The sequence below is a fragment of the Dyadobacter frigoris genome, assembly GCF_005280585.1.
GTDB lineage: Bacteria > Bacteroidota > Bacteroidia > Cytophagales > Spirosomataceae > Dyadobacter > Dyadobacter frigoris.
In genome coordinates, this window is the sequence record NZ_SZVO01000005.1 from 51141 (window position 1) to 64150 (window position 13010).

General features: G+C 40.1%; 10 protein-coding genes. 5 read left to right on the plus strand and 5 right to left on the minus strand.

Annotation, left to right across the window (positions count from 1 at the left end):
- Positions 1-219 precede the first annotated feature (219 nt).
- The gene (locus tag FDK13_RS11600) at positions 220-939 is read left to right on the plus strand and encodes a pyridoxine 5'-phosphate synthase (protein ID WP_137340168.1); all 720 of its coding nucleotides are present in this window, start codon (positions 220-222) and stop codon (positions 937-939) included.
- 50 nt (positions 940-989) lie between these two features.
- On the opposite strand, the gene FDK13_RS11605 is transcribed toward FDK13_RS11600, so the two are convergent.
- Positions 990-1394: an SCP2 sterol-binding domain-containing protein gene (locus FDK13_RS11605; RefSeq protein WP_229216014.1), complete on the minus strand. Its 405-nt coding sequence runs from the start codon at positions 1392-1394 to the stop codon at positions 990-992.
- A gap of 127 nt (positions 1395-1521) precedes the next feature.
- Here FDK13_RS11605 and FDK13_RS11610 point away from each other — a divergent pair, with 127 nt between their 5' ends.
- From FDK13_RS11610 to xylA, 3 genes are all read left to right on the plus strand, one after another.
- Positions 1522-1938 carry a hypothetical protein gene (locus tag FDK13_RS11610; protein ID WP_229216015.1) on the plus strand — a complete coding sequence of 139 codons (417 nt, stop codon included), beginning with the start codon at positions 1522-1524 and terminating at the stop codon, positions 1936-1938.
- Between the two features lie 123 nt (positions 1939-2061).
- On the plus strand, positions 2062-4179 hold the full coding sequence (locus FDK13_RS11615) for a peptidylprolyl isomerase (RefSeq protein ID WP_137340170.1): 2118 nt from the start codon (positions 2062-2064) through the stop codon (positions 4177-4179).
- Between the two features lie 243 nt (positions 4180-4422).
- On the plus strand, positions 4423-5751 hold the full coding sequence (gene xylA, locus FDK13_RS11620) for a xylose isomerase (protein WP_137340171.1): 1329 nt from the start codon (positions 4423-4425) through the stop codon (positions 5749-5751).
- Positions 5752-5831: 80 nt separating this feature from the next.
- Here the strand turns inward: xylA and FDK13_RS11625 are convergent, their stop codons facing one another.
- The 4 genes from FDK13_RS11625 to FDK13_RS11640 are packed head-to-tail and all read right to left on the minus strand — an operon-like array spanning position 5832 to position 12600.
- Complete coding sequence (locus FDK13_RS11625; RefSeq protein WP_137340172.1) at positions 5832-7334, minus strand: RagB/SusD family nutrient uptake outer membrane protein; 1503 nt, start codon at positions 7332-7334, stop codon at positions 5832-5834.
- 30 nt (positions 7335-7364) lie between these two features.
- Entirely contained in the window at positions 7365-10853 is a 3489-nt protein-coding gene (locus tag FDK13_RS11630) for a SusC/RagA family TonB-linked outer membrane protein (RefSeq protein WP_137340173.1), read from the minus strand.
- 22 nt (positions 10854-10875) lie between these two features.
- On the minus strand, positions 10876-11880 hold the full coding sequence (locus tag FDK13_RS11635; protein ID WP_137340174.1) for a FecR family protein: 1005 nt from the start codon (positions 11878-11880) through the stop codon (positions 10876-10878).
- A gap of 39 nt (positions 11881-11919) precedes the next feature.
- A complete protein-coding gene (locus FDK13_RS11640; protein ID WP_137340175.1) occupies positions 11920-12600 on the minus strand; it encodes an RNA polymerase sigma-70 factor in 681 nt (226 codons plus the stop codon).
- Positions 12601-12790: 190 nt separating this feature from the next.
- Here FDK13_RS11640 and FDK13_RS11645 point away from each other — a divergent pair, with 190 nt between their 5' ends.
- Positions 12791-12979: a hypothetical protein gene (locus FDK13_RS11645; RefSeq protein WP_137340176.1), complete on the plus strand. Its 189-nt coding sequence runs from the start codon at positions 12791-12793 to the stop codon at positions 12977-12979.
- Positions 12980-13010: the final 31 nt, after the last annotated feature.

Genomic DNA, 13010 nt, shown 5'->3' on the forward strand with positions numbered 1-13010 from the left:
TTTAATTAATGAATTTTGAATGAGTGAATGTGAGAATATAATGAATGAATGAGTTAATTTAGAATGATCAAATACTAAATTTGTCATTTAAGGCACAAAGTTACACGAATGATAGAATTTTGAATGAGTGAATGATAGAATAAACAACAAACGGCATCACTTCACATTCTATCATTCAAAATTCTATCATTCTATTATTCTATCATTAAAAATTTCACCATGACTCGTCTCAGCGTAAACATTAACAAAATAGCTACACTTCGGAATTCGCGCGGAGGCGATAACCCAAATGTTCTTAAAGTTGCCCTGGATTGTGAGCGGTTTGGTGCACAGGGAATTACAGTCCATCCACGCCCGGATGAACGTCATATCCGCTACCAGGATGTTTATGACCTGAAAGAAGTTGTAACAACTGAATTCAACATAGAAGGAAATCCTTCGGAAAGAAAATTTATCGATCTCGTGCTGGCTACCAAACCTGATCAGGTTACGCTCGTTCCGGATGCTTTAGGCGCGATAACTTCAAATGCCGGCTGGGATACTATCGCCAACCGATATTTACTAACAGAATTAATTCAGGAATTTAAAGCGGCCAATATCCGTGTTTCCGTTTTTGTTGATCCGGATCCAATAATGGTTGAAGGTGCAAAAATATGCGGAGCGGATCGTGTTGAATTATATACAGAACCTTATGCCGCTTATTATTTTGAAAACAGACAAAAAGCAGTTATTCCTTTTGTAAAAGCTTCCGAAAAAGCACGGGAAGTTGGTTTGGGATTAAATGCCGGACATGATCTGAGTCTGGATAACCTTCGTTTTCTAAAACAGTGTATTCCATGGATGGACGAAGTTTCCATTGGCCATGCACTGATTTCTGATGCGCTATATCTGGGATTGGAAAATACGATTCAGATGTATTTGCGCGAATTGGAGCTTTGATTTTTTGTCATGAAGTCAGATTTTTAAAATCTGACTTCATGACTTTCTCATTATTTCCCGCCAAAAGTCTCGGCAATTTTCATTGCCACACCCATATCACCATCAATTTTCAACTTACCGGACATAAGTGCCATCATGGCGTTCAAATCGCCGTCCATTAATTTCAATGCATTTTTTGCAGAAATCTCCAATGTGCAATCAGCGTCCAGATCATCATTTGTAACTGTATTCGGCACAACCTTAGCGTTTATAAAAACACTTCCTTCGTCCGTTTTGAATTTAACTGTTGAATCCAGTCCACTATCTGTACCCAGCATGGTGGTAACGCGGTCAGTCAGAATTTGAAGACTCATATTATTTGGCTTTCTGTTTGGATGTAAAATTACTTTTATACTAATAAAATCGTAAAAGTATGTACCCTGCGAAGAATATTCAAATGCTTTTGGTGTTTTCATCTAAATAGGCAAATTTTGCGCCCTGTTTTTGACAATCGTCATTACGAACTTTTTATTATTATCAATGAATCCAATCGTCCGCCCCACAGTGCTTACTGTGCTTTGCATATTTACTTTTCTCAATTCAATGTCAGGCTTATGGGTCCAGTCTGAACGTTTATGGAATCCCGGAGTTGCTGCTTACCAAATGCATGAAATGCTGGAAGCCGCCCGCGACAAAATTGAAAAACAATCCTCCGAAGCAGATGCCAAAATTATGGATCCGATCATTCAGTCTGTCATTAACAGTACAACCAGGGATGTAATGCAGAAAGGAGCCATCGTGATGATTATTTTTGAATCGCTTTCATTATATGGTGCTTACCTGATGTGGAATCTTAAAAAACGCGGATTTTACTTATATCTGACCGGAATAGCCGTAGCATTTTTTGGCTCCCTTCTGGTTGTTGGAGGCTGGCTGGGTGTTTTTACAGCCATTGCCGGAGTACTTTTAAGTTCAGTGATGTGTATTGTTTATGCATTTAATCTGAAACACCTTCACTAAAAAAAGTTCAGAATTGTAACGAATTTTAGTGTTATGTTTGTAATTATCAGTTATCAATTATAAATCCCCCTTGGATTCCACGCAGAAAAGATTTTATTTTGCGGGTCTAATTTGAAAATAGAAATGGCTTTAATTAACAAAATCAGAGAGAAATCCGGAATTGCTGTCACAGTAATTGCAATCAGTTTGATCTTATTTATGGTTGGCGGTGACCTTATGGGCCCCAATTCCATACTAGGTGGAAACAACAACCAAACTGTCGGCGAGATCGCTGGTAAGGAAATCAATATCAAGGACTTCCAGAGTCGGGTAGATGGATTTCGTCAGAATTATGAGGCTCAGTCGGGCCGTAGTTTGAATGAAAACGAACTTGCTTCATTGCGTGATCAGGCATGGAATCAATTTGTAGTTGACATCGCCTACAAAAAGCAATTTGACAAGTTGGGATTATCCGTTTCGGATGACGAATTAGTTGATATGGTTCAGGGAAATCACATCAGCCCTTCTATTCTTCAGGCTTTTTCTGATCCGACATCAGGTCGTTTTGACAAAAACGCGGTTGTTAATTACCTGAAAAACTTAAAGACACTACCTGTTGAGCAACAAAAATCATGGACTAATTTTGAAACAAGTCTTCGTGAAGAACGCATCCGCAGCAAATACGAAAACCTTTTGAAATTGTCTACATATATTCCTAAGGCGCAGGCTGAAAAGGAATATGTTGCTCAAAATACAAAAGCAACAACACGTTATTTATATGTTCCTTACTTTTCTATTGTAGATACTACAATTAAAGTAACAGATTCTCAGCTTGAAAGCTACCTGAGCGCTCACCGTTCTGAATACAAAGGAACCGATACACGTTCAATAGAATATGTTAGTTTCCCGGTTCAGCCTGCGAAAGACGACAGTACTGCGCTTTACAATGAAATTAAAGAATTGGCTCGTGGGCTTGCTACTGCACCAAACGATTCATCTTATGCAAAAATGAATTCTGATGTTGCTTTGCCAATGAATATGTCATTAGCAACAATGTCGGATCAGTTAAAAGAAGCTTCAAAATCTTTTGTTGTTGGCGGAGTTTACGGACCATACCGTGAGGGAAACACTTATTTCATCTACAAATATGATGGAACACGTACTGATACCGTTTCATCTGCAAGAGCAAGCCATATTTTGATCAGAGCAGAAAATCAGTCGGATTCAGCAAAAGCAGCAGCACGTGTTCGTGCAGAAGGCATTTTGGCTCAGATTCGTGCCGGTGCAAACTTTGAAGCTTTGGCTGCAACCTCAAGTGCAGATCCGGGTTCAGCGCAACGCGGTGGTGATCTTAGTTATTTCCAGAACAATGGCGCTATGGTTAAGCCATTTGAAGACGCAGTTTTCTCTGCAAGCTCAACAGGTCTTATTCCAAAATTGATCGAAAGCCAGTTTGGTTTCCATATTATTAAAGTAACCGCAACTAAAAGTAACACGCTTTATCGTATTGCCGCTATTGGAAAAAACATTGCGCCTAGCCAGGCAACACGTGACGAAGCTTACCGTAAAGCAGATGAATTTGCTAACTCGGTAAAAACGAAAGCACAATTTGACGAAGCAATCAAAAAGAACAAAGTGCTTGTAGTTGCCACTGCAAACCGTATTCCGGAAAGTGCTACAAACGTTAATGCAATTCAAAATGGCCGCGAGGTAGTTCGTTGGGCATTTAAAGATGATACGAAAATTGATGCTGTTTCTCAGGTTTTTGAAACAGAAGAACAATATATCGTAGCTGTTCTGACAGGAAAATCAGATCAGGATAATGTTAAAGTTGACGACTTCCGTGATGAGCTGACAACGAAAGTTCGTAACGGATTGAAAGCTGAACAAATTACTACGAAACTTAAAGGTGCAACGGGCGATCTTGAAACAATTGCTAAAAAATACGGTGCTGGTGCTCTTATTGAAACAGCAAACGATATTTCACTGGCAACAGGTTTCTTAACCAGCGCAGGTTTTGATCCGATTGCATTAGGAAAAGTATTTGGTTTGAAACCAGGTCAGAAAACAGGTGTATTCACAGGCGAAAACGGTGTGTTCATTATGGATCTGATCAATAAAACAGATGCTCCTAAAATTGCAGATTTCACACAAAACAAAACACAGCTTACCCAATCTCTGGAAAGCCGCTCTTCATATCTGGTAAACGAAGCAATTCGTGAAAACGCCAAAATTGTAGACCGTCGCGCTAAATTCTTCTGATAGAAAAAAGCAGTTTAAAGTACGAAAAAAGGGCAGCGAAAATATTTCGCTGCCCTTTTTTCGTTTAACATTCCATTTTTTCAAAAATAAGTGATAGTATTGCAGTAAAAATTGTCAATAATACACTTAATAAAAAACAGGCGCAGGATAGTATTAAACAAATTATAAAAGCTTTACTTTTTTATCGTTTTTTACATCGTTGCCTAAACCTTAGTATCTAAAAAACCATTAACAAAAACCACAATGAGCATATTACTCGGTGATCAGGAGTATTTTAAAGGAATTGGAAAAGTTGCCTACGAAGGACCGGAATCAGATAATCCGCTAGCCTACCGCTGGTATGATGAAAATCGTATCGTTGGTGGTAAAAGCATGAAAGAACATCTTCGTTTTGCAGTGGCTTACTGGCATACATTCTGCGGGAATGGTGGTGATCCTTTCGGAGGACAGACATTATTTTATCCATGGGATAAAAAAGCAGACGCTGTTGACCGCGCAAAAGACAAAGCGGATGCTGCATTTGAATTGATCACAAAACTTGGATTGCCGTATTACTGTTTTCATGATGTTGACGTTGTGGATTATACCAACGACGTTCGTGACAATGAAAAACGCCTTCAGACTTTGACACAATATCTTGCACAAAAGCAAAAAGATTCAGGTGTTAAGTTACTTTGGGGAACTGCCAATTTGTTCAGTCACCACCGTTACATGAATGGCGCTTCTACCAATCCTGATTTTGATGTGATTGCACACGCAGGCGCACAAATCAAAACGGCATTGGATGCGACCATCGCTTTGGGTGGAGAAAATTACGTATTCTGGGGAGGTCGTGAAGGATATATGACACTTTTGAATACGGACATGAAACGTGAGCAGGAACATTTCGCTCAAATGTTGAAAATGTCTGTAGCTTATGCACGTGCACAAGGTTTCAAAGGTAAATTCTTCATCGAACCAAAACCTTGTGAGCCTACAAAACACCAGTACGATTACGATGCTGCAACCGTAATTGGTTTCCTTCGTCAGCATGATCTTCTTGGAGATTTTGCATTGAACCTTGAAGTTAACCACGCTACTTTGGCAGGTCACACATTTGAACATGAATTGCAGGTTGCTGCTGATGCAGGAATTTTAGGTTCTATCGATGCAAACCGTGGTGATTACCAAAACGGATGGGATACGGATCAATTCCCTAATGATATTGCTGAGTGGACAAAAGCTTTGCTTGTTATTTTACAAGCTGGTGGCTTGAAAGGTGGTGGTATCAATTTCGATGCAAAACGCCGTCGTAACTCTACCGATGTGGCTGATGTTTTCCACGCACATATCGGTGGTATTGATGTTGTTGCCCGTGCTTTGGTGATTGCTGATAAAATCAGACAAAACGGTGAGTACGACAAAATCCGTACGGACCGTTACGCAAGTTTTGACTCTGGAAAAGGTGCTGAATTTGAAAACGGTAAACTTGGACTTGCTGATCTTTTCGAATTGGCTGCCGGTAAAGGCGAGCCGGCAACTTTGTCAGGAAGACAGGAATATCTTGAAAATCTGATTAACCGTTTTATCTAAGGAAGAAATATTTCCAGCATGGTAATAAAAAGAGCTGCCGGATTGGTTTCCGGCAGCTCTTTTGCTCAAAATAGTTTCAGTTAATAACCCGTATTCTGTTTAAGATTCGTATTATTTCTTATCTCAACCGTTGGAATTGGGAATAAAAGCTCTCTGGCTGTAATCACAGGGCCGTAAGAAAACTTATGCCCTACGTAATCATCAAACTGTTTAGTAGCCGTATTAAATCCTTTGCGTAGACGAACCATATCAAACCAGGTAACATTTTCAAAACACAATTCGTACCAGCGTTCCTTCAAGACTTCTGTTCTAAATTGGTCTTTTGAAAGCCCGGACAACGCTGGTAATTGCGCTCTTAATCTTGTACCATTAAGCGCATCAAAAGCTTTGGCGGTTGGTGCTCCTGCTTCATTAGATGCTTCCGCGTAAATAAGCAAAACATCGGCATAACGAATAACCGGCCAGTTAAGATCGCTGTTGGCAGTAGTGGTTTGGGCGGTAATGTCAAAGTGTTTGTAAATAAAATACCCACCCAAAGCCACTTCCTGATTTCTGTCAGACTGGTTTGTAAATTTTGTAAAAAAGAACTGTTTTTCTTTTGTCCGCAAATCAGCAGGATCATAGGATTTCACAAAATCAACCGTGGCGTAAATGCCTGCCATTTCATCTGAATAAGCTGAAATATTTTTGTTATACGGAATAATAAACCCTTGCCATGTACCAGGAATGATCTGCGTCTTATATTGAATCATAAAAATATTTTCCTCAATATTTTTCTTAGCAGGATTATGAAGGTCATCATAACTGGCAAACAATTTAAATTGTTTGGAGTCAATTACCTCTTCCGCCTTTTTCGCCGCCAGATCATAATATGTACTGCCTTTTTGAAGGGGATAACCAGCCATAGTAAGATATACTTTCGCCAGCAATGATTTTACCGCCCCTAAACTTACCTTCCCGGAAGGATCAGTCCATGGTAAGCCCGATGCCTCAGCTGTTGTTAAATCATCCACGATTAATTTGTAAACCTCTTCCGGATTTGCTTGTGAAGGTCTCAACTGTTCAGATTGCAATGAAGTAGGTTCAGTAACCAGAGGAATATTGCCAAATAACCGCACCAGATTGAAATAATACCACGCTCTCAGAAAGTAGGCCTCTCCCATCAATCGTTTTGCTTCCACAGCATCCATTGTGATACCTGGGATTTTTGCGATAGAAAGATTTGCATTTGCAATTCCCTTATAGTAAAACTGCCAATAACGAAGCCCGTAACTATTGTCAGAAGTATTTTTTAGATCTTTCACGAAGTAGCTGTTAACGGCCTGTCCTAAATCTGTGGCTGCCTGCCCGGTTGCAAATTCGGTCATTGACCAGTCCGCGCCGCCAAAACCACTCTCCATAATTTTACGCATATTGGCATAAATGGCATTAACAGAACTCCTCGCATGTTCCGGTTTGGTAAAATAATTCTCAACCGTAAAATTGCTCGGATCTGATTCATCCAAAAAATCGGAGCAACTGGCAAACCATAATGTGCCGGCGATTAATACCAGCAATCTATATTTTTTTAATATTCCGTTCATTGTTTCATCTTTAAAAAAGTCTGCAATAAATTATAATCCAATATTAAGACCTACCATAAATACCCGTGGTTTCGGGTAATCGTACAATGTCAGACCTTGATCGAAAGGCGCGCTGGAGTTGGAAACTTCCGGATCAAATCCTTTGTATTTTGTGACCACAAAGAAGTTTTGAATAGAGCCATAAACCCGAAGACGATCCAGTTTTAACCGGGAGGTTACCGTAGAAGGGAAAGTATAAGCAAGCAGAAGGTTACGGCCACGAATAAACGATCCGTCAGTAACTTTGTGACTGTCATTATTGGTAGTATAATAAGCATTAATAGGTCTGATTTGCGCTATTGGTGTATTTTGATTCGTTTCCGTCCACGCGTTTAATACTGTTTTATAACTATTTGCAATACCTTGCCTGTCCTCAGCCGAATGGATACTTCTGTCAAGTACATCATTACCATACATATATTGAAGGTCAACAGTCAGCGTAAATCCTTTATATTGGAAAGTGTTCAGGAATGTTCCAAATCCGTCAGGTATGCCTTTCCCGATAATGGTTCTGTCATTATCGTTTATAGTACCGTCATTATTCAGATCCCTGTATTTTATATCACCTGGCAGCATATTGTATTTCTTAGCTTCATCAACTTCATTGCTCCCCCATGTTCCCTGATTTACCCGGCCGAAGAAAGATCCAACAGGCTCGCCTACCCTAATCACCCCGTTACCTGAGTATATATCACTGCCACCGGATAAAGCCAAAACTCTGTTTTTGTTGACCGAAATATTAAAAGTAGTACTCCATGTAAAATCGCCCGCCTTAATGTTGGTTGAATTTACAGCAAATTCAACTCCTTTATTCTCCATACTGCCAACGTTAGAAAAGATGCTGGTATATCCGCTGCTATATGGCAATGGAGCATCCAGTAACATGTTATTAACTTTTCTACGATAGAGATCGAGCTCAAAATTCAGCCTATTAGAGAACAGACCAAGCTCCAAACCAAAATCTACTTGTTTTGTTTTTTCCCATTGTAAATTGGGATTCGCCATACGGTCAATACCAGTGCCAATATTACGTATACCATTGAAAATAACACTATAATCAATCGCTGATGTGTTATTGCTCAAACCTGCCAGTGACCGATATGCCGGAATTTCTGAATTACCGGTAGCGCCATAACTTGTTCGAATTTTCAAATTCGAAATAGCTGGTACATTCTTCATAAAGTTTTCTTCTGTAACCCTCCAGGCAAGTGCTGCAGATGGGAAAAATGCATATTGATTAGCCGCTCCGAATTTGGATGAGCCGTCTGCCCGTCCGGTAAAGGTTACAAGATATTTATTAAATAAACCATAATTTACACGGGCGAAATATGAATTCAGACCATAAGCTTGTCCATTGGATGACGGAGGCTGAGGACTTGATCCCGCACCAAGGTTATAAAACTGAAAGTAAGTATCGTTAAAGCCTTGTGTTGTGGCCTGATTATCAAAGCGATCAACATGCTGCCATGACAAACCGGCCATGGCGTTCAGAGAATGTATTTTTGCAAATTCTTTATGATAGGTAAGGTAATTTTCAAATTGCCACGAATTGTATCTATTATTACGTACATAGGCATCTCCGTTATCAGAAATGTATTGCATTCCTTTGGCGGCAAAATAGTCAGTCCGCTGGTTGATCACATTCGTACCAATTGTTGATTTCAGCTCCAGACCATCAGCAAGGCGAATGGTGGCGTACATATTCGCCAGCATTGTTTGGGTTCTCAGAAAATATAATCTGTCGGTCGACACCCTTAAAGGATTATCTCCACCTTCCATTCCCGGATAGTCCCGATTACTGGCCCAGGTTCCATCCGCATATTTTACCGGAATAATCGGCAATTCTTCCAAAACCTGCCGCATCATAGTAATACCGCCCCCATCGAGCTGGTCAACCTGTTTTTCGTTCTGATCAGTGTAGCCAAGGGTACCTCCAACTTTCAGCCAGCTTTTTATTTGTGTATCAAATACGAAGCGGCCTGAAAATCTTTTCTGCCACGAACCACGCGCAATACCATCCTGATTGCGATAGTTCAGAAAAGCACCATAACTTCCTTTTTCATTCCCGTTAGTAATGCCCAGCTGATGGTTTTGGGCGAAGGCTTTTTGAAATGATTCGGCTTGCCAATCCGTATCATAAAGCGGGTTTCCCTGCGAGTCAAACAATTTCGGATTGGTTCTTTTGGTTTTAGGATCGGTATATTTTGTCCCGGTTGCCCATCCTACCGGATCATATTTTGCTGCATTGGCATACGCCAGATCTTCAACAGCCAGAAATTCTTTTGAATTAAGTACTGCCAGTTTTTTTGGTGCAATACCAATGCTAAAATCAGTGTCATACGTTATCCTTCCACCTCCGGGAGTTCCGCGTTTGGTAGTGACCAAAATAACCCCGTTGGCGCCACGCGCTCCATAAATGGCTGTGGAAGATGCGTCTTTCAAAACTTCAATGGATGCAATATCATTCGGATTGATGTAGTCAATAGGTGTGCTGCCGTTTTGCAAATCAACTGCATTAAGTATTACACCATCAATTACATACAATGGATTATTAGATACACTCAAAGAGCTCGCTCCACGTATACGAATATTGGCCCGACCTCCCGGCCTACCTGAATTTGAAGATACATTTACCCCTGTTACCCGACCGGAAAGTCCCTGGTTAAGTGAGGACGCCGGACGTTCCTGCAAAGCTTCCGCTTTTACGGTACCCACCGCACCTGTCAAATCAGATTTTTTCACAGCACCATACCCTACCACGACAACCTCGTCCAATGCATTTTCGTCAGGAGCTAAATTCAGAGAAATTTTCGACTGGCTGCCAACAGTGATTTCCTGTGATTTGTATCCAACAAAACTGAAAACCAACACAGCTTTTTCATCCGGAACATCCAGTTGAAATTCCCCTTCGCCATTTGTTGAAGTACCACGCTGGGTCCCTTTTACAATAACACTTACACCAGGTAAACCTGAGCCTTTTTCATCAATAACTTTACCGGTAATGGTTTTATCAATGGCTGTTACCATCGTATGGCCATTTAGCGCATTGATAAGATTTACAGTATTCCCTTCGAAAAGCATCGCAGATTCTTTCCTTTCGACAGGCGCCGATACACTGGTTTTGACAGGTCCTTTACCCTCCACAATCACATAGGTGTTCTTGCGTGTCTTCTTAAATTTTAGTCCGTTTTGCGAAAGTATCAATTCAAGATTCTTTTCAAGTGGCTTGGTGAGATCCATGGATCCGGCAATAATATTAAGCTGTCCAACCAGGCGATCTTCGAAAACAATTTCGACACCGTAATGCTGCTGAAGATCCAGCAATGCATTTTTCAATTTCATTTCCTGCCTGACGGCCAAAGACTGGCGTGCCGGCATAGAGGCAAATGCAACGGTCTGGCTTTGGACTGCCTGCGAAAATTGTGTCGCAAAGACAAGCCCAATCCCCACCCAGTGCTTACGTGATAGTGTTAATTGCATATTGAAAGGGAGTTAGAAATAGTTAGTTATCTGTTATTATTATGGAATTACCGGCGGTTTCAATTCTGAGATCCAGTACTTCAGATATTGTTTTCAGCAATTCGTCTGCATCTTCGGTTTTGAAGTTTCCTGTAATGGTACGCCTCGCAATTCTCTCGTTTGCAATGATGATTTTTTTGCCAAAATTTTCCTGGATCATCGCGCTGATTTCCTTTAAAGAAGTAGCGTTAAATATAAATCGCTGTTCCTTCCAGGCACTGTATCTTTTGGTATCCGTTCCGTTCGTCAATTTAAGTTCACCTGCTTTTTCAAGGGTTACCAAATCTCCCGGATTCATTAGCAGTTGCTGTTTTTCATTTCCATGTGCATAATCAATTCTTATCTTCCCACGGGTAAGCGCTACTTTAGTGCCACGCGGACGGGCAAAAACTGAAAACTGAGTACCTAAAACCTCTACCTGAAAAGTATCCGAAGTTTTTACTACAAAACGCTTATGATCAATGGTATGACTGACAGAAAACTCAGCCTCTCCGTCCAGAACAACATTCCTGACAGTGCCATAAAATCCGAATCGGGGAATTTTTAAACGTGAGTTTGCATTAAGAGAAACGCTGCTGCCATCTTCCAGATAAATTTGTGTGGTCTTTCCGTATCCTGTTTCAAATGTTTTGTACAAAATAAGATTACGCGAAAACCAACCCCAGCAAACCAGCATCAAAACCGAGGCCGCAATCAGCCCGTACCTTTGGATTTGAATTGAATTTAAAGATTTGACATGCGACTTATCTTCTTCGGTTTCTTTTTTTGTTTCCTCATTATCCTGATTTATTCTTTGCAAAAGCCTGCTCATTGCCTTCTCCTGATCCGGTATAAATTGAGGAGAACGAGTTTCCCATTCCAAAAGCCATTGATGGAATATTTCCGTATGTTCAGTATTTTTCAACCAGTCCTCAGCAAGTTGTCTTTCAAGCGGATTCGCCCTTCCGGACAAATACTCAAAAAGAATATATTTCAAAGGTTCTTCCATGTTGTGTTATTTTCAATTCAAGAGATGGGCCAGCAATCGTCAGACAGGCTGGATGCTAAAAGTATCGATGAGCAAAAGAAGGCAGGGTAAAATCCATTCACCGTTCAATGCGATACGCAGATGTTTAAGAGCCTTTGAAATATGTACTTCAACGGTTTTGGGAGATATATTTAATTCTCTGGCAATTTCATGGTATTTCTTACTTTCAAAACGGCTCATCAAAAATACCTTCCGGCATTGTGTGGGAAGCTCACCGATAACTTCGTTTACTTTAAGAAAAAGGTGATTATAATGAATTTCTGCATCAGGCTGCTGTTGCTGAATAGATATTGTATTCTCAGTGGTAAGTTCAATGACATCCGTTTTCCCAAATTCACGACGTAAATGTGTAAAGCATTCATTACGGACCGCACGGAAAAGATAGCTGGTATAGGATGAAGTAATATGCTCGTAAGATTTTGTGCGGTAAAACTGAAAAAACACTTCACTTACCAGATCTTCCGCAATTTGTTTTGAATAAACAAAACGGACAGCATGGCTGCACAACGGTTTATAAAATCTTCTGAACAGAAGTTCCAGTCCTTTCGAGGGATTTTCTTGGAAAGTGGTTTTCAAAAATAACCCAGAGTCTATCCCCTGTGAACGAGGTTTGTCTTCCTGAGAAGGTGACAGAAAAGGATTTTCTGTCTTAGGTTCTTCATGTAGCAAAGGATCGCGCATTGAGTATTTTATTTTGTAATAATTAAAAGACTTTTTTGCACTAAAATTCCCCTAGTACGATAAGAAAATAATTGGAAAAATTTATATTAAATAAGGAAATGACGTTTTTTAGACAGAAAAAATCTTGCATTAAGATGTGACCTTTTTGTTTAGAAAAGTCTAATGTCTAAACCCTAATCAAGATTTTCATATGAAATTGCAGAATAAAATCGGCTTGCTACTAATAGGAACAATACTCGCTTTGGCAGGAATAAATCTTATTATCGATTCAGAAACAACAAAAAATTTCGGTGCAGTACTGGCACTTGCTGGCGTCTTGACTGATATTGTTGTGTTAATAACTTTACTAAAAAATGAAAAGTGGCTTGCTAAACTTTAGAGGATTTTACAAAAAAAGCTGAGTTTGAGAG

What these genes read in the sequence shown, in the direction of transcription:
- FDK13_RS11600 (WP_137340168.1), top strand. Translation starts at nt 220, where the DNA reads ATGACTCGTCTCAGCGTAAACATTAACAAAATAGCTACACTTCGGAAT.
- FDK13_RS11605 (WP_229216014.1), bottom strand. Translation starts at nt 1,394, where the DNA reads ATGAAAACACCAAAAGCATTTGAATATTCTTCGCAGGGTACATACTTT.
- FDK13_RS11610 (WP_229216015.1), top strand. Translation starts at nt 1,522, where the DNA reads ATGTCAGGCTTATGGGTCCAGTCTGAACGTTTATGGAATCCCGGAGTT.
- FDK13_RS11615 (WP_137340170.1), top strand. Translation starts at nt 2,062, where the DNA reads ATGGCTTTAATTAACAAAATCAGAGAGAAATCCGGAATTGCTGTCACA.
- xylA (WP_137340171.1), top strand. Translation starts at nt 4,423, where the DNA reads ATGAGCATATTACTCGGTGATCAGGAGTATTTTAAAGGAATTGGAAAA.
- FDK13_RS11625 (WP_137340172.1), bottom strand. Translation starts at nt 7,334, where the DNA reads ATGAACGGAATATTAAAAAAATATAGATTGCTGGTATTAATCGCCGGC.
- FDK13_RS11630 (WP_137340173.1), bottom strand. Translation starts at nt 10,853, where the DNA reads ATGCAATTAACACTATCACGTAAGCACTGGGTGGGGATTGGGCTTGTC.
- FDK13_RS11635 (WP_137340174.1), bottom strand. Translation starts at nt 11,880, where the DNA reads ATGGAAGAACCTTTGAAATATATTCTTTTTGAGTATTTGTCCGGAAGG.
- FDK13_RS11640 (WP_137340175.1), bottom strand. Translation starts at nt 12,600, where the DNA reads ATGCGCGATCCTTTGCTACATGAAGAACCTAAGACAGAAAATCCTTTT.
- FDK13_RS11645 (WP_137340176.1), top strand. Translation starts at nt 12,791, where the DNA reads ATGAAATTGCAGAATAAAATCGGCTTGCTACTAATAGGAACAATACTC.